Here is a 17,328-nt window from a genome sequence, read left to right as displayed (position 1 = left end):
GCAGCGGCCCGTGCTTGCCTGTTGGTTATTACGCGGATATCTGCGTACAGCTTACTTGTGCAGCTGGTCGTAGTATTTGAACTCGTTCTCGCTGGACTTGAACACGATGTTGTTCTTCTCGGCATCGCTGTTCAGCTGTTCCATGACGCCGGGGATAACTTCCTTCGGGTCCTTGCCGTTGATGAAGATATCACTGCCGGCAGCGCGCAGAGCCTTGTTCTTGGCCTCAAAGTTGGGAACGGTGCCCAGAGCGACCAGGTGGTCGGAAATTTCACTGATGGTCTTGAGGTTGGGCTGGTCGTCAAACTTGGGGTCGTCAACCAGGTTCTTGTTGGCGCAGACACAACCGATACGAACGGCGTGATCCAGATAGCTGTTCTGCTCGCAGGCGTAGAATTTCAGCACGTCAAAGGCAACGGCGCGCTTGGCTTCGTCGGCAGCGGAAACCGTCAGAGTCCATTCGGGCATGGCACGGTCATAAGCAGCGGGCTGCTTGCCGTCCTTGGTGGGGATCAGGAAGAAGCCCCAGTTCAGTTCGGGGTAGGTGGCGTTCCAGTAACCGGCAACCCAGTTCCAGTGGCCGACCATGGCAACCTGACCGTGACCGAACTGGTCCTCGGCGTCGCCGTCGGAGTACATCATGAACTCGTCCTTGAAGCGCTGCAGCAGGGCGATGTTCTCGTAGGTGGTCTCGTTGTCGAGGTTGTAAGTGAACAGGTCGTCCTTGAACATAGCCTCGCCGGCGGAGTAGTTCATGGTGTCGATAAAGCCCTCAAAGGCGTGGTCAATGGAGAAACCGTAGCGGATAATATTACCCTTGTCGTCGGTCTTGACCAGTTTCTTGCCGACTTCCTCGAACTTATCCCAGGTAGTGGGGATGTCGTCCTCGGTCAGACCGGCCTCAGCCCACATATCCTTGTTGTAGTACACACCGGCGCCGGTGGTCATACCCAGAGGAATGGTGTACAACTTGCCGTCATACAGCGAGGCATCATACTGGGGGAAGTCCTCGGCCACCTGATCCATCGGGAAGGTGTCGGCAGGCAGCTCATAGCTGTACTTCTGCAGGTTGGGGAAGTAGCCGGGGTGGGTACGGTACAGGTCGGGGCCGTTACCGGCATCCAGCGCCAGAGGCAGCTTGGTCCAGTAGTCGCTCCAAGGCTGAGAAATCACGTTGATGGTGACATTCTCATGGATGGCGTGGTATTTCTCGGCCAGTTCCTGATAGTATGGCTCCGGTTCGGGGTCGGTCCACAGGGTCAGCTCGATCTTTTCGCCGTTGTTGACGGGGGCGGCGGTGTCGTAGGTCAGCGCATGGCCCAGGGTCTCACCCACTGCGGGGGCGGCGGTGTTGCCGCCTTCATTGCCGGACGCTGCGGTGCTGCCGGAGCCGCCGCCGCAAGCTGCCATGGAAACGGCCATCAGGCCCGCCATAGTCGCCGCGCAAATTTGTTTGCTCAACTTCATTTTGTTTTCCTCCGTTTTTTCATGTTGTATAGTTTTTCTCCAGCTGCCTTGGCAGCCAATTCCTTGTTGGATTTCCCGCGGGCAGTGAACCGTGAGCAAATAAAAAACAGCAAATTCTTATCAAGTACGAATTTTTGAGAAGTGAAAATATTTCTGTTTTACAAAAGAGCTTCTTCACATAGTTCTCATGTTTTCTATTCACATTGCACAAATCTAATCAATTTTCGTTGATTTTTCTATGCCTTTATTGCCTTTATTATAATTTTGCCAAGCGGATTTGTAAAGACTCAAAACAGTGAGATTTTATAAAAAATCGAGATTTTCAAAGCATTTCCGGTTAAAATCATGCAGAAATCGCTGCCGACGTAACGAGATTTCGGAAAAGCACCATAAGGCCAACATTTTTGCATTTCTCTGTTTTTTGGTTATCCGCACAAAAATGTCAATTTTTCTTTCAGGAGTCGTTACGTTTCCAGTCTTATAGGGCGGTTTCTTTGCTGTACAGCAGCCTCGGTTCATCATTTTTACTTTTGATTTTCCCTTTGCACTTATTATTTTAGCGATATTCACTAACAAAGTCTTGCCATTCGCTACTTTTCAAGTGTCAAAATATGCTATATAATAGAGGCAGATATCAACAAAGGAGGTTCTGTCCATGCTGGGAGTCTACGAACACGACCGTGACGAGCGCGATGTACCCATCTGCTGGCGCCTTATCAACGACGAATATTATCCGCATTTTCACGCCGGCATTGAACTGGCCTATATTTTAAGCGGCGAGATGCTGATCACCTTAGGCGGCAAGCGGCAGATATTGCACGCCGGGCAGCTTGCCATTGCGCCGAGCTACCTTGTACATTCTTACCAGAGTCTCGGCCACTGCGAGTCGGTCGTGCTGATCATTCCGCCGCACTGGGTCCCCTTTTGTCGCGATATTCTGGAAGGACAGACCTTTCAGCGACTGGTGTACGATGACGACCGCCCCGATGGGCCGCTGCTTTCCGCTATGCTGACGCTGGCCGGTATGCTGCACGACAACGAGCCGCCGCAAAACCCAACCCTCGTGCGCGGGTATTTATATATTGTGCTGGGTACGCTGATCGAAAAGGTCGGGCTGATGCCCAAACAGCATGAGTTTGACACCCATCTAGTGCAGGATATCCTTGTATACCTGCAGGCGCACTACACCGAAGCCCTGACCCAAAAATCACTGGCCGAACAGTTTGGATACAGTCAAAGCCGCTTTTCTCACATTTTCAACAGCGCGTTCGGCTGCAGCGTACCGGAGTACCTCTACTCCCTGCGGTGCCGCCATGCCGCCGAGTTGATGAACGACGGCGCGCCCATCCTGCACGCGGCACTAAACTCCGGTTTTGAAAGCCCGCGTACCTTTTATCGGTGTTTTCGGCAGTATTTCGGCATGACCCCCACCGAATATCTGGAACTGCATTGCGCCAACGAGACTTCCGGCCGCCAGCAGAACGGATAAAAGCACAAAAGCAAACCTGCCCCCGTTGTGTGTTTTCCGAAACGCCGGGCAGGGTGCAAAAAATCGATACAACCACAAAAATTCCGCAATCGTCTCTTGCACGGCGCGACGGTTTGCGGGTATCATAACAGCAAAGGGGCCGCTGCCCCGCTAACGAAACGGAGGGTTTGCCATGTCTTTGGTGCATCTGAATTTTCAAAGCTACTATCTGGAAGGCAACACGGATGTCGCGGTCATTTTGCCGGATTACCCCATCTGGTCGCCTGAAACCGCCGGTCTGCCCAGGCAATACTACGCAAGCGGCAAAAAGTACAAGGTGCTGTGGCTTTTGCACGGTACCTACGGTGACTACACCGACTGGCTGCGCAAGTCCCGCATTGAGCTATATGCCACCGAGCTGGATCTGATTGTCGTGATGCCCACAGGGCTGAATGCCAACTATGTCAACTGGCAGGGCTTTGCGCTGGGTTACCGCATGTGGGATTACCTGACCGAGGAGCTGATGCCGCTGATACAGGGCTGGTTTCCTGCCTCTGCCAAAAAAGAGGATAACTTTATTGCCGGACTGTCGATGGGTGGGTCGGGCGCGCTGCAATATGCGGTCGGGCACCCGGATCTGTTCGCGGGCGCTGCGGTTTTGTCCTGCTGCGCCGCCGACTATACCCACCTACGGGATTCCGATGCGCAGCCCGTGTGGGGGCCGCGTCTGCAGAACATGGTGCAGGACGCAGGCGGCACGGACGCCTTTTTGAACTCACCCTCCAACGTTTGGGATCGTCTGCAGGCATGGGATCGTCTGCCCGACCGTCCCCGCCTGTACTGTGCCATCGGCAAGAACGACTTTTTGTATCAAGAGTACCTGCATTTCAAGCAGCACATGCAGGATTTAGGCATCGACGCACAGTTTGAGGAATACGACAATTTCGAGCACGAATGGCGGTTCTGGGATTTTTCCATCCAAAAGGCTCTTGCATTTTTCGGCTTTTCTCTGTAACCGACAAATCCCCCGCGCTGTTCCCTTTTGGGGAGCAGCGCGGGGGATTTTTTACTGTAAAATTTCCTGCAGAAGCAGACGGAACACGCTGGCTGACCAGGTGTAGGCGGGGTCGCGCAGGGCGGCTCCCGTCAGGGCGCTGTGGTTTTCTGCCGGGCCGCCGACTTGGACGGCACGGCAGTACGCCTCGGCTGCGGTTCGGGCCGCCGTATCGGCCCCTGCGGTTTTCAGGGCATCGTACAACAGACACATCGTAGGTGCCCACACCGCACCGCGCCAGTAGCCGTTTTCCTCAAAGGCCGGGCTTGCGACTTTTTCGGTAGCGTAACCGTAGGGCGTTAAAAAATCACTGCTTTGCAGCACAGCCAGCATTGCGTCTACGCAGCGGCGCGGCAGGTAGTCGGCTGCCAGCAGGCTCATATAGGGCAGCAGGCTTTTGTTGGGAATGATTTTTCGGGTCACGACATCACGGGCAATGGGCAGGTCATTCTCAAACAGTGTTTTTACCATTACATCGGCGGTTTTCTGTGCCTGTTCCCGCCATTGCGCGGCCTCGTCCGTGAGACCGAGCTGTATAGCCAGCATTTTCAGCACGTCCATCTGCACCACCAAAAAGGCACTCAGATCGGGGGAAATCACGCACGGCCCCTGCGCAAACACGGTGGAATTATCCCATCCGCTGTCATTGCCGTGCCAGTATTCGCACAGGCCGTCCCCATCCTGATCACGCTGGGCAAACCACCACCTTGTCAGGGCAGAGAGTTTTTCGTAGGCGGTCTGTTTTTGCTGCCGCGTCAATTCCATGCGCTGCATCATTTTTTTCAGCGTCCAACCGTGAATCGGCGGCTTGACACAGTTAAAAAAGCAAGCCGCATCGTCCACAAAATCCGGCAAACCGCCGTCGGGACTTTGCAGGTCAAAGGGCACCAAAAACTGATTCCACGCCAGCACGGGGTCAACATCGCAAAGTGCCAATGCGTTAAAACAGTGATCCCACGACCAGACGCTGGTCATCCAGTTTTTGGACATCAGCATAGCTTCCCGCCGCAGTTGGCCGCGCGGCGCCACCAGTGATGCCCACCGCACATAGGCCGATGTCTGCGCAGCGGTGCGGTACGCGGCGGGTATGCTTGCAGCCTCCGGCAAAAAGCGCGCCAAATCCTCCCGCGCTGTCGCAAGGCAGGGGGCAGCATCGGCAGGCGGGGGCGTCAGATCCAGTTTTCGCACAAACTCGCGTATGGCAAAGCGGAACTCCCCTGCTGCCGCACCAAACTTCACGCAACAGTCATGCGCCTCCTCACGATCCCAAACCTGATGCGGCGTCATCGTTCCCGCGCTGCGGAAAAGCAGGTAGCGGGCGGAATTCTTGTAGCAGTTGACGCAAAGGATATCTTCATCGCCCGGCACGATGGGCTGCAGGTAGTTGCAGCTGCCCGGCGCGCAGATCTCATCCAGAAGCAGCCCTATATTTGCGCCGATGCCATGGCACAGCAGAGTATCTGGCCCGCAAAAACACAGACTGACATTGCCATGTGCGCCGACGAGGTGCAGCGTCAGGCCGTCAAACTCCGTGGTAAATGGGGCAGGCTGTCCACGCTCCAGCAGCTGCAGCCGCATGACAAAGGGCGTTTCGGTTGCGCCCGACACCGTGCGCAGCCACAGCCCTGCGCGGTTGCCATGGCCGCGGTAGTTTTCGCAGCAGTCGGAAATCGCCATATAAGAGCCGCGCCGACTGAACGGAATGTTGCGTATATCCATATATGCCTCCTGGTTTTTCGGAAGTTTTGCAAAACCTCTGTTTTTTGGCGGCCGGACATCCGCTACCCGTTTGAGTGAGTGCCTTTAGCGGGTATCCGCCGAAAATTCCACGACGCTGCGTTCTTCCATAGGTATATTCAGGCTGCCGTGCTCGGAAACGACCCGGCAGCTTTTTCCGTCTATGCGGATCGTGAACACCGTGCCGAACGCATGGATATTTTCAAGACTCCAGCTTTCGATGCCGGGCAGGCAGCGGGGTGTCAGCGCAAAGCGATGCAGACCCAGCGGCTCTATGCCCAGGATCCCCTCGGTGACGATGCGGCAGTAGAGCGCGCTCTCCCCGCTCAGATGGCGCATACCGCCCTCAGGCCATGCCTCAATGGGGTAAGGTGCACGCTCGCCCAGCAGGCGGTTCCGGGTATAGGCAGCCAACTGCGGCCAGGCTTTTTCGGTAAAGCCCTGCGCAAAGCTGCCGCGCAAAGCATATAGGGCGGCACGATCCCAGTAGGTAGCATCGCCCTCCTCACACAACATGCCCTGCACGCTCCACAACTGCGGGCTGAATACCGCGTCCACAGTACCGGCAGCGTGGTTCGGTATCCCCGCGCAGAGTGGCCAGCAAATCCAGGAACGCAGTTTTTCGCAGCCGTTATAGTAACGGTAGGTGTCAAAGCCGCGCACCTCGGCGGCAAATTCACGCTCAATGGCGTCCCCCAGCGCCGTTCGCTGCTGCTCCAGCCGGTGGGCATCGGCGTCGCGATGCAGTTCACGCAGCAGGACCGCTGTTGTGGCAAGACCCATATAACACAGGCAGTTGGTGGAAAGATTGGCCTCGCCCGAAGGGAACCGTCCTTCCAGTTCGTCGCTGTCGGAGGCAATGACCCCGTTGGGCAGCGTGTGGCGGCGGCAGTATTCGGCACACCAGAGCAGCGGCTCGGCGAATTCCTCGGCCAACTGTGCCGAGCCAAGCGTCAGCACAAAGCGGCTGCACCCCTGCAAAAACATGGCCGCATCGCCGCGGTCGCCCGCGCCTTCCCAGATGTCCTGCCCTTGGCTGATGATGGAGGTCGGAATCGGTGTGTACTGCGGCCCCATAAAAGGGACGTACTGACGGTAAGCGTTCAACGCCGCCTGCTTGGCTAACGCATCCCCCGCAAAGGCAAACCACGGCCCTGCGTATTCGACCTGGTCGTTGGTCCAACTGGCGGCGTAATACTCGCACCCGCCTGGGCTGTGCAAGGGGCCGACCAATGTATCAAAGATGGTTTCCGCCGCGTGCAGCTTGCAAAGGCGGAACATCGTATCCAGCGCCGCATCGCCGGTTTTCAGTACAGCTTGCCCCTGCAGCGCCTGTATGCGGTCACGGCGGTTTTGCAGCTCCTGCGCAAAGGGCAGTGGTTCGGGCCAAGGCTTGCCGTAAATGCGTGCAGCGGTATGGGCGCGGTAAATGACCTGCGCGCCGGGCGCCAGTGTTACGGCATCGCTGTTTTCCGGTTGGGTCTGTACCTCATAAATGCCGTAGACACCGCGTCCGTACTGCGCGGGCATGGTTTCGCTCCGGCAGGGCTGCACAGCCACCGACTGTGTACCTGTGTTTTGAACCCGCAGCTCCTCCCAAAAACCGAGAGCGCTGCTGTCCGGTACAAAAGTACGAAGCAGCGACAAATCGCCCAGTCTACTTTGCGCTGTAAATACACCGTCAAACGTAAATGCTACGGCCCGCTCCCGTTCAGAGGTTTCCAGATGCAGCGCCGCATCGGCGGGAATATCACAGATAAAAGTAGCCTCTGTCACGTTGGGGGCCAAACGCAGCGTGGGAAAAACTGCGCGGCGCGAAAGGATCAGTTCCCCTTCAACGCCCGTGCCATAGCCCAGCATCAGGCTGCAACCGCGGCCCGAAAGTTCAATGCTGTCGGTATGTGGATCGGCGGCGGTAAGTACCAGTTTGTCTTGCTGCAGATTCCAGCGCATGGGTGGTATCCTCCTTAGGGGTACATTTTCTTCAGTATAGCAGATGCGTGACTGTTTTCAAAGGCAGCAAGTTCAATTTTTCGATATGCACATCACAGAAAAGCCGTATCATCTCGAAAAATTGGGGCATTTCGCACAAAAAAGAACAAAAGTATATACAACTTTTATTGACGCAGACGGAAAAACATGGTATTTTGAAAGAGAGTAAAATAAAAAACAGAGAGAAAGCAGGGATTGAATATGGAGCGCCGTTTCGATGAGCTTTGCCCCTACATTCGCGAGGCAGGCATACAAGGCCGTGATTCGTGGAAGAGCTTTGCCAGAAGAATCTACGATCACCAGTTCTTTTTCTGCTTTAAGGGCACGGCCAACTTCACGGTAGCCGGCCGTTATTACAAAATCCAGTCCGGGCAGCTTGTTATTATCCCGCCCAACACGCCGCACCACTTTTGGGTGGATGAAAACGAAAAGGGCGAATTATACTGGTTCCACTGTGATTTGTTTTTTTACCCCGACCGCGAGTGGGTCAGCGAGTTTTACAAAGGCCCGAAATATGTACGGCTGTTCAGCCCGGAGATACCGGAGCCGGAACACATCCGCGAGAATCCCGTGTTTGAGGGCGGCTATCAGCTTCCTGTGACGTTATCCCTGAAAAACCCGTCCGACATGGAGTATCGTTTCCGCGCCATCCTGAAAGCCTACAACCAGCAAAACCCCTACTGGCATTTGACAGCGCATGTGCATTTTATGGTCATCTTTACGATGATTTTGCAGGAAACCCGCCGCGACGACGCCCGCACCTCAGGGCATTCGCATGTGATCCACCAAATCGAGACGGCGGTGGCACACAACTACTACCGCAAACTAAGCGTAGCGGAAATTTGCGCCGAGACCGGCCTGAATACCGAGTATGCCAGCAAGCTGTTTAAGCAGGAAACAGGACAGCGTCTGGTAGAGTATGTGAATTGTTACCGCATCAAAAAGGCCAAAAGTCTGCTGTTGGAGTCTGATCTGAGCGTAGCGGACATTGCCGAAATGGTGGGTTTCAGCAGCGAAAATTACTTTTGCAGCGTGACAAAAAAGCTCGAAGGTAAAACACCTGAGGCCCTGCGCGACTACCTGATGACCCTGATGAGTCAGGAATCGCCGCCCGCAGAACACACGTCAACATCCCATAATTGAAAACAACGCTGCACCCGCAATCGGTGCAGCAACAGAAAGTCGGCCTTCTTCTTGACAATTTCCTGCCAAGGAGAAGGCCGACAACGTTTGAAATCAAAACATGTGCAGTTTCATGGTGATTCTCTCTGACCGCATTTCGTGCGGTTTTTCTTGCCTTAATTATACCATGCAACAAAGGGCAAAGTCAAAATTCAAGATTGTTTCGTCACCACAGTTAACAAGCTGTATGGCACAGTTTAAGCTTTTTTGTTGATTGTCCCTTAATAAACAAAAACATTCCTGCTTATTTATATAAAAAACACCTATGTTAAGCTGTAGTTTCCTCTTGTTTAGCTGCCGCGCAGCTCTTTCGCGCTTTTTTGTATTGATACATGGCACGGTCGGCCTGCTCCTTTACCGCAAGAACATTCTCCCCGGAAAGCAGGGCTGAGCCATAGGAAACCGTCGGTAGAAATTCAAGCTCCCTGCGTTGCTCTTCCATCTGACGCAAAAACTCCTCTTTGCAGGCGGCCTCTTTGGCGGCGTTTTTCAGCAGCACACAAAATTCATCTCCTCCGATGCGATAGCAGTACCCATCATTCGCGTATGCCTTTTTCAGACACGCGGCAATCGCGGCCAGGCAGACATCACCCTGCAAATGACCGTAGCAGTCGTTAATTTGCTTGAAGCTGTCTACATCAAAGGCGATCAACAGCCCGCCACTGCTGCGCATCTCTGCCGTGCGATTCAGATAACTGTTTTGGTTCAAAAGCCCGGTGAGCGAATCCAACTGGTTCCACATCTCGTTGCAATAGGTAAAGTACAGCACCGACAGCAGGGTAACACACATCCAGGTCACGTGCAAATCGGGCAGCGCCACCTGAATGACGGTGACAACTGTCAGAAAGCACATAAGCGGATAGATCAAGGCTCGACTCCGGTTTTGAAACACACGGCTTGTGATTACCATGGACACCGAGAGGTACAAAAGCGACGCAAAGTACAGGATGACGTAAACAAAAAAGTACCTGCCTCGCGTATAGACATTATCGGCGCTGACGGAAAACACCGCGCCAAAAGGTATAGACAGCGCAAAAAAGAGCAGATACCCGATCTCGCAGCATACCGCTGCCTTAAAGCTATGCCTTGACAGCGATTTTTTATCCAGCACATACACAAAGCAAAGCGGCACGGCGGGCGACAGCCCGAAGCCCAGATAGTTGGACAAAATATTCACCCCTCGCAATTCTGCCGGCGCACCGTCAACGGCAAGGGTAACCATTTCCAAGCCGGAAATTGCCGCAATCAGCGCAAAGGCGAGAAGGAAACCCCGTTTTTGCTTTTTGCTCAAGGATTCGCTCAGCCTTGTGAGAATACACATAAAGCTCAGAACGACAAGATCAATGCCTGTTAAAACATAAAAATATCCGTTCACGAAAGCCTCCAAAAAGAAACATTGCTCGCACGGGATCGGTAAAAACTGCATTTTTGTGCCGATTTTGCCCTATATTAGTATTATACCGCCACTTTTCTTCTTGTCCAGTGGGATGTGTCCACTTTTTGTCAAAAACAGCTGCGATTTCTATATCGGCAGTAAAGCATAAAAAGGCAACACAGACAGAAGCGTCCGCTACCCCTTCTTTTTGTACCCGCAGTCACAGTAGGGTCCGCCGGAGGCAAGGGTGTACTGCCGCACAAAATTTGTCACACCACCCGCCTCGCTCATGGTGTAATCCAGATGGCACAAAGCGGGGGTCAGGTCGTACAGCCCCAGTTCCTTCATCAGCACACAGATGCCGCACTTGGTAAAGCGTCCCTCGTAGCCGCTGCCATCCGGGTATTCGTAAAACTCCATGTTCCACGAGTAGGGGTTGCGGTCGGCGGCTTTCAGCGCGGCGGTGGCTTTCATAGCGGCCATGTCCTTTGGGGTAAACTTGCTTTTTCCGCTCCTGCAGCAGAACCACTGCATGGGCGCTGTCATCATGGATTTTGCGTAGTAATCCGTCAGGCTGTCCACCTCCGGGCGCTGCGGCATGGAGAGAATGAACGCCCCGATCATGGCGCAGTTGACAAGATTCATTTTGAAGCGGTCGGCCTTTTCAAACTCCGGCAGCCCGCGGATGATCTGCCGGTATTGCGGCTTTGCCTTTTTCGTGATGGCTCTTGCGGTGGCTGCATCATAGCCCAACACGGCAGTCAGCTGCTTTTGAAACGAACCGGCAAACAGCGCCCACATTCCAAAGGGCATCCCTGCGTATTTCATTGTCTGTCTCCAAATTCAATTTTTACGATCTGCATTTTCATCCCGTTATCCCCTACCTTGGCAAGAAAGCGGAAAAATCCGCTGACGGAAGGGTCTTTCAAATCGTTGTAGCCCAGCATATAACCCCGGCCGGATACCTGCAGACGGCTGTCCCAGGGGGAAAGCTCGCTTTTGGCATCCGACACGGCAAAATACGCGCCCACATCCTGAATCTTTGCGCTTTTGAGCCACGTTTTTGCAATCATCTTCACCGCTGTCTTGTTGGCTGCGTCAAAGACCAGTATACTGCCGGGGAAGGCACTCGCCATTGCCTGTACCAGCGCCTTGACCTGCTCGGTCAAAAAGTAATAGAACACCCCGGAGGCAAAAAACACTGCGCCGTCCGATGCATCGATTTCAGAAAACCACGCCGTGTCGTTTAAATTGCAGGGGATGTTTTGCTCCCGTTCTCCGGCAGGGAGCAGTTCGTTGCGCACAGTGATCACGTCGGGGAAGTCCAGATTGTAAATTTTGCAGCGACCGTTGTCACAGGCTCTGCCGGTGTTGTCCAGCCCGCAGCCCAGATTGACCACCGCCGCGTTAGGGTGGGCTTTCAGATACTCCCGTACCTCCCACGCAAGGTCGCACTGCCGCATGGCAACCTCCAGCGCACCAAAGCGCTGCATCAGGCTGCGGGAATTTTTCTCCGCCTCTGAAAAATCGTAGTCGATGTTTTCTATCAAACGCACCGCCGTTTCATCCCGATAGAGGTTTGGGTACAGTTCCGAGCACAGCTTTCGGGAATACAGCGGGAGAACCAGCGTTTCCTGTACGGTGTTTTTCTCAATTTTGTATTTCATAAAGACAGCTCACTTTCTGATAAAGGGCAGCTTCGGCATATCGTCATGCGCAGCGATATATGTCAGCATTTCAGCAAAGCCTTGCGGGTCACGAATCTGATATTGCATATGATCGTACCCCTCAAACACAGGATAATGGCCGCAGGGATAGGCTTCCATCACTGCCTGACGGTATTTACAATGATCCTCTATGCTGCCAAACTCGAAATACATATGCTTTTGCAGTTCCTCGGCAAGGCACGGAAAGGGCTTATCCTCCAAGCTGTCCAAAATCTGCCGCCGCAAATTTGTGTAGGTCAGATTTTCACCTGCAGCTATAAAATACGGCTTTATGGAGTCATCGTCACACCACAAAATCTTTTTCAGTGTGCCGCCCTTTGACCAATACAGACTCTTGATAGCGAAATACAAAAACGGCGTCATAATGCGGCGCGTTCCTTTTGCGATTTGCGCAAACTGCCCGCCGTCAAAGAAAGCATGTCCGATGGGCAGCTTCGTGCCTGTTAAAAAAGCCATGGCAAGATCGGCACCGATCGAAGAAGCCACAACCAATTCAAGGTGTTCCACTCCCTGAGATTTCAGATATGCTTCCACCTGACGAACCTCTTCCGCCTTGCTGACATATTTCTGCCCTTTGCAGTACACCGTGGAAGTAGGCAGAATACAGAAATACCTATCCTGTAAATAGTTTGCAACCGGTTCGCTGCTCTCCCCCGTCACGCCCATTGCATGAAAAAACAAAACAGCGGGGGCATTCCGATTTCCCAATGTCTTAAATTTCATCGTAGTCCTTTCCGTAGTGAACACTACTATCTCAACAGCCGCCTGCGGTCAAAGCAGCACCTGCAGCCTTTCATTGATTTCCTTTCCGGCAGACAAACCACGCCATGCTCTTCACGGTTCCCAGTGTTACCGCTGCGTACCGTTTCTCCAACCGTTTTTTCAAGCCGGCGGTCGTTTCATAGGGTGCTGTAAAGAACCCCGCCTTTTCATATATGTGCCGAACGAACCAGTCCGTCCGCTTCTGCTCGCCCGCCACATAAAAGCAGCCGCAGAAGGTTCCCCCGGGTTTCAGGACCCGAAACACCTCCCGATAGGCAGCCTCTTTATCCGGGAATGCGTGAAAGCCGTTCAGCGACAAAACCACGTCAAACGCGCCGTCCGCAAAGGGCAGCGCCCCTACATCTCCCTGCCGGAAGGTCACATTTTGCAGGTGCAGACGTTCCGCCTTTTCCTTCGCCTGTCCCATCATATCCGCCGAATAATCCAGACAGGTAACGTCCGCTTGGGGCAGTGTCTTGTAAAGCGGCATGGTCAGAATACCGGTTCCCACCGGCACTTCCAGCAGCTTACCGGAGAAATGCTCCGGGATACCGGACAGTGCATTTTCCAGATAGGCATCGTTTTCCGCCTTGTTCATATCCCACACCAAGCGGCATACCGCTTTTCCGCCAAAGGTCGAGCAGGTGATCATTCCGTCGTAAAAATTGTTGCCGCCTGTCAGCCGATAGGCGCTGCGAATCGCTTCTTTTCGTTCCATAGGTTTTCCCCCTTATCACTTTTCCCGCATCGGGCTTGCCCTTCCGGTGTCGAATGGATCAACGCCGCACCTTATTTTTGTGCCGTGACACAAAGCCAGTTTTTTCTTTTGTGTATCTGAATATTTTGAAAACCCGCCTGTTCCAAATACACTTTCAGTTGGGTGTCCTTGTAGATGGTCATACCGTTGATAATTTTCGTCCACTTCTCGTCCTGAGCCGTGTCACCGTTGCTCTCATTGCAGATGAGAAATGTCCCACCGGGCTTCAGCACACGCCGAACCTCCTGAAGGCACTGCGGCAGATCCGACCAGAAATAGACTGTTTCAAACGCGGTAACCGCATCAAACCAATCCTTCGCAAAGATGATATGCTCCACGCTGCCCTGCCACACCGCACAGCGCCCTTTCTGAATGGCAGTCCGGTTTAAGTTTCGGGCTTTCTCTACGCTGACAGCGGAATAATCCACACCCCTGACAATGCCGCGCGGGCATCTTTTCAGCAGCCTTTTTATATTGGCGCCGCCTCCGCAGCCGCAGTCCAGTACCCTGGCATCCGGCGCAAGCTCTAAAAAGCGAAGCCCCCACCGCGCCACAGGGCTGTGACCCAGATTCATCATAGCAACCATAATTTTCCCGCCAAAGCCCTCAGGCTTACGGGTGTTTTCAAAGAACGACATATCACACCTCCGATTCGCATTAAGCGGTCGTACCGACCTGCATTTCTGTCCCAGAAACTCTTGTCTTCCCGCATTGCGGTTCTTCTCTTTATTGTTAGAGCTAACTAACCCATGTACATAAACCGCTTGGTTAGACAGTACTAACTACCATTCCATACAAAAGCCGCATCGCTGCGGCTTTTGTATTCTTAGCCTTATTATACTGCGCTTTCTTCTGTTTTGCAATAGGAGTATTCTTTGCAGCGCGGATTTTCGTCATAAATTTTACATCATTTATGCCCGATGAAGATCTGCTCAAAAACACAAACAGCCCCTTCCCTTCCGCAAGGCAAGGGAGAGGCTGCAGCCTGACAAAAAGCTCCGGAACATTTGCGAATCTTCGGTAGGTAAACACCTCCCGGTAAGCTCGCGCTACCAGCTCCGGGCTGAAAGGCTTGCCGCCGAACATCTGCCGCGCCGTGATCACCACACCCAAGGGGCAGCCGAGACTTTCCTTTACAATAACGGAGATTTCGCTCTCAGTTTCAGGGACCTTGTTGTCGGCAAAATAGCGGCGGATATCCTCCCGGTCAAAAAGCAGGTCGTCCGGCTCCAAGGTGGTCATCAGCCCCGTGTACTGGAACGCCGCCATACAGGCGGGCGGAACCCCGCGGGAAAGCAGCACAAACCGGCGGGCCGGGTTGGCGCGGATCAAATCGCAGAGCGCCTGCAGCTGCTCCTTCTCTTGTATGAGCTGGAAGTCGTCAATCAGCAAAATGTCCCATTCGTCCGGCAGCCCCTGCAGCGAAAAATCCGGTGCATCGGCACGCAGGCAAAGCGTGCGCCATTTGCGCAGCAAGGCGTTGGCCACCGCTGTTTTGCCAAAGCCGCAGGGCGCGCTGAAAAAGAGGATGCGTCCGTTTCGCATAACACCGTCAAATTTTTGCTGAACAGCCGGTTTTATTAAGACATTTCCGTTCACGTTTGTTTCCCCATTTCTGTAAAGGCAGAAAACCAATGGTAGTACGATACTTAGATTATACCATTGCAGGCAAAAAAGTAAATCATCCCGAAGTATGAACGCGCGCTCGACTTTGGCGCATTTGCGTGATTTTGTGAATTTCGACTTTTGTGTGGTTTTTCTCTTGTTTTTAGGCAGTCTGCGTGCTATAACATATATAATATATAGAGGGGAGTCTGGTATTTGTATGGCACCGCGTATTTTTTGGATCGGTGATTCCACCGTGCAGTTCAATTCGATTTTTACCTGGCCGCAGTGCGGTATGGGGCAGGTTTTAGACCTGTATGTGCGCCCCGACATTGCAGTGTTCGACCACGCCCGCAACGGGCGCAGCACCAAGAGCTTTCGTGAGGAAGGGCTGTGGGCTCCTGTTGAGGACGCACTGCGCCAGGGCGATCTGCTGCTGATTCAATTTGGTCATAACGACGAAAAAATAAACGACCCGACCCGCTACGCTTCGCCGGAGCAGTTTGCCGCCAATCTGCTGGCTTATGCCCGCGCCGCACAAGCCAAGGGTGCGCTGCCGGTGCTGATCACACCGCTGGTTCGCCGCCATTTTGAGGGGGACACCCTGACCCCGACCCACGGTGCCTACCCCGACGCAGTGCGCGCGTTGGCATCGCGCGAGGGTCTGCCGCTGATCGACTTAACCGCCGCCAGCGCCCGATTGGTACAGCGTCTGGGCGAACCCGCCAGCCGTGAGCTGTATATGGTTTTTGCCCCCAACCTTTACCCCAACTATCCCGAAGGAAAAACCGACAATACCCACCTGCGGTATGCGGGGGCGGTAATGTTCACCGGGCTTGTTGCCGACGGGCTGCAGGCCTTGGGCGGTGCCTATGCGCAGGTTCTGCTTGCCGCACCGGAAAAGGACAAGTACGACGAAAAAGGATACGAAGGGTAAGCGCGCCCTGCCGCAAATTCCTTTTAATTTGCCACAGACTCCGCGTACCCTTCCCGCTGCATTCTAAAAGAGAAGCCCTCGGTTCCTTGTGAACCGAGGGCTTCTCTTGCTGTTGGGCGGACATTTTATCAAAATTTTTGAACAAAAATCCAGTATTGCAAACAGGAATCCCTACTCAGGTTTCGCATTGTCTGCTATGATGGAATCACGGTATTGGCGGGGCGTCAAGCCGGTTTGCCTGCGGAATACGCGGTAAAAGTAGTTGTCGTCCGGGAAACCGATCTGCTGGCAGATTTGCGCATTGGACAAAGAGGTGTCGCAAAGCAGCTTCATCGCTTTTTGGATGCGCAGATGAGTGATTTGCTCATTGATGCCGCAGCCGTAGCTTTGCCGTGAAAGATAATACAGCCCCGTGCGGCTTACGGACAGCGCCCGGCAGATGGTTTCGCTAGTCAGGTTTTCGTGCAGATGCGCTGCCAGATATTGGCTGAGCTTTTCCTGCATACTGTCCGACGCCAGCCGCGTCATTCCCTTTTGGTACAGCGCCGCCGCTGCCAGCGCAAGCAGGTCGGCTGCCGATTTCAGCACCGGGTACGGCGTTCGCTGCAGGGTATTGTAGGCCTCGTGCAAGGCGTTTGTGTTCAAATTGTACGCAGCACAGCATTTTTTCGCATATGCCCATTCGACGTTTTCATCCTCGCCCTGCACAATGTGGCTCAACAGCAAAAAGCCCACCACCGCATCGTCGATCTGGATGGGCGTAATGACCTCGATCAGCCCTGCATGGCAGGGGTAGATGATGGTTTTCTTTTGCCGGGTCGCATTGCGGCACGCCGCCTGGTCGCACAGATAGCAGCCGGTCTTGCCCTCCGGCACACTGCGGATCAGGCTGCAAAACATCGGAAGCTCCGGCGGGTAGGCAAGCACTTCGATGCCGTAGGAGTCAAACACCGCTGAGCGCAGCCCGGTCAGGCAGTGGAAGTCCTGCAGCAGAACCAAAAGCTCTTTTTTGTTGAAAACTGTCCCCACGTCAGCGCACCCTTTCTGAACAATAAGATAGTTTCATGATACCGAACATCCCCCACTTTGTCAAGGAGATACGCCATGATAGATTTACCCCAATGTTCCCTCGGCATGGAGCTTGGCTCCACCCGCATCAAGGCGGTTTTGATCGATGCAGCGCACACTCCCCTTGCGCAGGGCGAATTTACCTGGGAAAACCGCCTGCAAGACGGCATCTGGACTTACCCCATGGAGGAAGTCCG

15 protein-coding genes are annotated in these 17,328 nt (G+C 53.8%); 4 read left to right on the top strand and 11 right to left on the bottom strand.

Annotation, left to right across the window (positions count from 1 at the left end; all coding sequences use genetic code 11):
• Window positions 1–51 precede the first annotated feature (51 nt).
• Window positions 52–1,467 (bottom strand): extracellular solute-binding protein, encoded by a 1,416-nt coding sequence (locus Q0I19_RS07065; protein WP_294760771.1) that lies wholly within the window; start codon window positions 1,465–1,467, stop codon window positions 52–54.
• A 655-nt stretch (window positions 1,468–2,122) separates the two neighbouring features.
• On the opposite strand from Q0I19_RS07065, the gene Q0I19_RS07060 reads away from it, so the two are divergent.
• Both Q0I19_RS07060 and Q0I19_RS07055 read left to right on the top strand, forming a co-directional pair.
• Window positions 2,123–2,956 carry an AraC family transcriptional regulator gene (locus Q0I19_RS07060; RefSeq protein WP_294760772.1) on the top strand — a complete coding sequence of 278 codons (834 nt, stop codon included), beginning with the start codon at window positions 2,123–2,125 and terminating at the stop codon, window positions 2,954–2,956.
• 172 nt (window positions 2,957–3,128) lie between these two features.
• Window positions 3,129–3,950, top strand: a complete 822-nt coding sequence (locus Q0I19_RS07055) for an alpha/beta hydrolase family protein (protein ID WP_294760773.1) — start codon at window positions 3,129–3,131, stop codon at window positions 3,948–3,950.
• 51 nt (window positions 3,951–4,001) lie between these two features.
• Here Q0I19_RS07055 and Q0I19_RS07050 read toward each other — a convergent pair whose 3' ends face one another.
• On the bottom strand, window positions 4,002–5,708 hold the full coding sequence (locus tag Q0I19_RS07050) for a glycogen debranching protein (RefSeq protein WP_294760775.1): 1,707 nt from the start codon (window positions 5,706–5,708) through the stop codon (window positions 4,002–4,004).
• 84 nt (window positions 5,709–5,792) lie between these two features.
• A complete protein-coding gene (locus tag Q0I19_RS07045) occupies window positions 5,793–7,679 on the bottom strand; it encodes a hypothetical protein (RefSeq protein WP_294760776.1) in 1,887 nt (628 codons plus the stop codon).
• A 240-nt stretch (window positions 7,680–7,919) separates the two neighbouring features.
• On the opposite strand from Q0I19_RS07045, the gene Q0I19_RS07040 reads away from it, so the two are divergent.
• Window positions 7,920–8,861, top strand: coding sequence for an AraC family transcriptional regulator (locus tag Q0I19_RS07040; RefSeq protein ID WP_294760778.1), 942 nt, complete (start codon window positions 7,920–7,922; stop codon window positions 8,859–8,861).
• 307 nt (window positions 8,862–9,168) lie between these two features.
• On the opposite strand, the gene Q0I19_RS07035 is transcribed toward Q0I19_RS07040, so the two are convergent.
• The 7 genes from Q0I19_RS07035 to Q0I19_RS07005 all read right to left on the bottom strand — a co-directional run bounded on the left by Q0I19_RS07035 (window position 9,169) and on the right by Q0I19_RS07005 (window position 15,393).
• Window positions 9,169–9,768: a GGDEF domain-containing protein gene (locus Q0I19_RS07035; protein WP_296023483.1), complete on the bottom strand. Its 600-nt coding sequence runs from the start codon at window positions 9,766–9,768 to the stop codon at window positions 9,169–9,171.
• A gap of 702 nt (window positions 9,769–10,470) precedes the next feature.
• The gene (locus Q0I19_RS07030; protein ID WP_294760781.1) at window positions 10,471–11,103 is read right to left on the bottom strand and encodes an L-2-amino-thiazoline-4-carboxylic acid hydrolase; all 633 of its coding nucleotides are present in this window, start codon (window positions 11,101–11,103) and stop codon (window positions 10,471–10,473) included.
• Window positions 11,100–11,942 (bottom strand): class I SAM-dependent methyltransferase, encoded by an 843-nt coding sequence (locus tag Q0I19_RS07025; RefSeq protein WP_294760783.1) that lies wholly within the window; start codon window positions 11,940–11,942, stop codon window positions 11,100–11,102. Before Q0I19_RS07025 ends, Q0I19_RS07030 begins: the two co-directional genes overlap by 4 nt.
• Window positions 11,943–11,951: 9 nt before the next feature.
• Window positions 11,952–12,725 (bottom strand): hypothetical protein, encoded by a 774-nt coding sequence (locus Q0I19_RS07020; RefSeq protein WP_296023481.1) that lies wholly within the window; start codon window positions 12,723–12,725, stop codon window positions 11,952–11,954.
• A 70-nt stretch (window positions 12,726–12,795) separates the two neighbouring features.
• Window positions 12,796–13,482, bottom strand: a complete 687-nt coding sequence (locus tag Q0I19_RS07015) for a class I SAM-dependent methyltransferase (protein WP_294760786.1) — start codon at window positions 13,480–13,482, stop codon at window positions 12,796–12,798.
• Between the two features lie 71 nt (window positions 13,483–13,553).
• Window positions 13,554–14,159 carry a class I SAM-dependent methyltransferase gene (locus Q0I19_RS07010; RefSeq protein WP_294760788.1) on the bottom strand — a complete coding sequence of 202 codons (606 nt, stop codon included), beginning with the start codon at window positions 14,157–14,159 and terminating at the stop codon, window positions 13,554–13,556.
• Between the two features lie 130 nt (window positions 14,160–14,289).
• Window positions 14,290–15,393: a hypothetical protein gene (locus Q0I19_RS07005; RefSeq protein WP_294760789.1), complete on the bottom strand. Its 1,104-nt coding sequence runs from the start codon at window positions 15,391–15,393 to the stop codon at window positions 14,290–14,292.
• On the opposite strand from Q0I19_RS07005, the gene Q0I19_RS07000 reads away from it, so the two are divergent.
• On the top strand, window positions 15,347–16,063 hold the full coding sequence (locus tag Q0I19_RS07000; protein WP_294760790.1) for a rhamnogalacturonan acetylesterase: 717 nt from the start codon (window positions 15,347–15,349) through the stop codon (window positions 16,061–16,063). The two genes, Q0I19_RS07005 and Q0I19_RS07000, sit on opposite strands and share 47 nt — an antisense overlap.
• Window positions 16,064–16,234: 171 nt before the next feature.
• On the opposite strand, the gene Q0I19_RS06995 is transcribed toward Q0I19_RS07000, so the two are convergent.
• The gene (locus Q0I19_RS06995) at window positions 16,235–17,092 is read right to left on the bottom strand and encodes a PocR ligand-binding domain-containing protein (RefSeq protein WP_294760791.1); all 858 of its coding nucleotides are present in this window, start codon (window positions 17,090–17,092) and stop codon (window positions 16,235–16,237) included.
• Between the last annotated feature and the right edge of the window lie 236 nt (window positions 17,093–17,328).

The sequence above is a fragment of the uncultured Gemmiger sp. genome, from assembly GCF_934561205.1.
GTDB lineage: Bacteria > Bacillota > Clostridia > Oscillospirales > Ruminococcaceae > Gemmiger.
The sequence above is the reverse complement of the archived record's forward strand: the minus strand, read 5'-3'. Positions and strand labels throughout refer to the sequence as shown.

Bases quoted from the DNA above. Each gene is read 5' to 3' on its own strand.
- Q0I19_RS07065 (WP_294760771.1), bottom strand. From the start codon at position 1,467: ATGAAGTTGAGCAAACAAATTTGCGCGGCGACTATGGCGGGCCTGATG.
- Q0I19_RS07060 (WP_294760772.1), top strand. From the start codon at position 2,123: ATGCTGGGAGTCTACGAACACGACCGTGACGAGCGCGATGTACCCATC.
- Q0I19_RS07055 (WP_294760773.1), top strand. From the start codon at position 3,129: ATGTCTTTGGTGCATCTGAATTTTCAAAGCTACTATCTGGAAGGCAAC.
- Q0I19_RS07050 (WP_294760775.1), bottom strand. From the start codon at position 5,708: ATGGATATACGCAACATTCCGTTCAGTCGGCGCGGCTCTTATATGGCG.
- Q0I19_RS07045 (WP_294760776.1), bottom strand. From the start codon at position 7,679: ATGCGCTGGAATCTGCAGCAAGACAAACTGGTACTTACCGCCGCCGAT.
- Q0I19_RS07040 (WP_294760778.1), top strand. From the start codon at position 7,920: ATGGAGCGCCGTTTCGATGAGCTTTGCCCCTACATTCGCGAGGCAGGC.
- Q0I19_RS07030 (WP_294760781.1), bottom strand. From the start codon at position 11,103: ATGAAATACGCAGGGATGCCCTTTGGAATGTGGGCGCTGTTTGCCGGT.
- Q0I19_RS07025 (WP_294760783.1), bottom strand. From the start codon at position 11,942: ATGAAATACAAAATTGAGAAAAACACCGTACAGGAAACGCTGGTTCTC.
- Q0I19_RS07020 (WP_296023481.1), bottom strand. From the start codon at position 12,725: ATGAAATTTAAGACATTGGGAAATCGGAATGCCCCCGCTGTTTTGTTT.
- Q0I19_RS07015 (WP_294760786.1), bottom strand. From the start codon at position 13,482: ATGGAACGAAAAGAAGCGATTCGCAGCGCCTATCGGCTGACAGGCGGC.
- Q0I19_RS07010 (WP_294760788.1), bottom strand. From the start codon at position 14,159: ATGTCGTTCTTTGAAAACACCCGTAAGCCTGAGGGCTTTGGCGGGAAA.
- Q0I19_RS07000 (WP_294760790.1), top strand. From the start codon at position 15,347: ATGGCACCGCGTATTTTTTGGATCGGTGATTCCACCGTGCAGTTCAAT.